Raw genomic sequence first — 750 nt, forward strand, 5'->3', positions numbered from 1 at the left:
TTGCAGCCTCAATCCGATCCTGCCGGCGACGTCATCGTCGGAATCGAACGATACCGAGGAGAACCGGTCCTTGGCGTCGTCGAGCGCCAGATGCTGCCAGACCAGTTGCGCCTGCGGCTCCAGCGTCCAGCCTTGTCCGAGCGCGACCGGATAGCCGCCTTCGAGCGATGCGGTGACACCGGTTCCGCCGACATCGATGCCGATGTCGCGTGACGATGAAGCCGAACCGCCGAAGAAGGTCGCCATCAGCACGCCGTCCAGGTACCAGCCGGATTTGCCTAGCCGTGTCCAGTAGCCGCCGACGCTGGTGCCGCTGACGTCGAGGTTGCCGACGGCGAGACCATCCTGACCCAGGGCCTGGCCGCGCAGATCGCCGTTCATGCTGCCATAGGCAAGGAACAGGCCGGCGCGGTCGACCGAGCCTGAGGCGGTTTCGCGGCCGATAAGGTCGAACCCGGCTTGAAGCCCGAACAAAGTGCCGTCGAAAGAGGGGGAGACCGTTCCCGACCAGCCCATCTTGGCGTCCTGGCCGAAGATACGACCCCAGACCGGCTGCAGATCGGTGTCGGACGACAACAGGCTCTGCTCGCCGCGGCGTTCGTGGAAAGTGCCGAGCGTCGCCATCGTCAGATGCTGCGCGACAGGCGGCACGGCCGAATAGACCGGCACTTCGACGCGATAAAGCAGGATTTCCTGGCCGGGCGCCGGCGTCGGCAGATCGGGCACGGCGGTCGGCACCGGGGGCGGGGG

1 protein-coding gene is annotated in these 750 nt (G+C 66.7%); it reads right to left on the reverse strand.

Going from position 1 to position 750, the window contains the following annotated elements; all coding sequences use genetic code 11:
• Positions 1 to 750: autotransporter outer membrane beta-barrel domain-containing protein (locus EOD07_RS36345; protein WP_127238504.1), on the reverse strand; the 750-nt coding region annotated here is incomplete at both ends.

Source organism: Mesorhizobium sp. M2C.T.Ca.TU.002.02.1.1 (genome assembly GCF_003997225.1).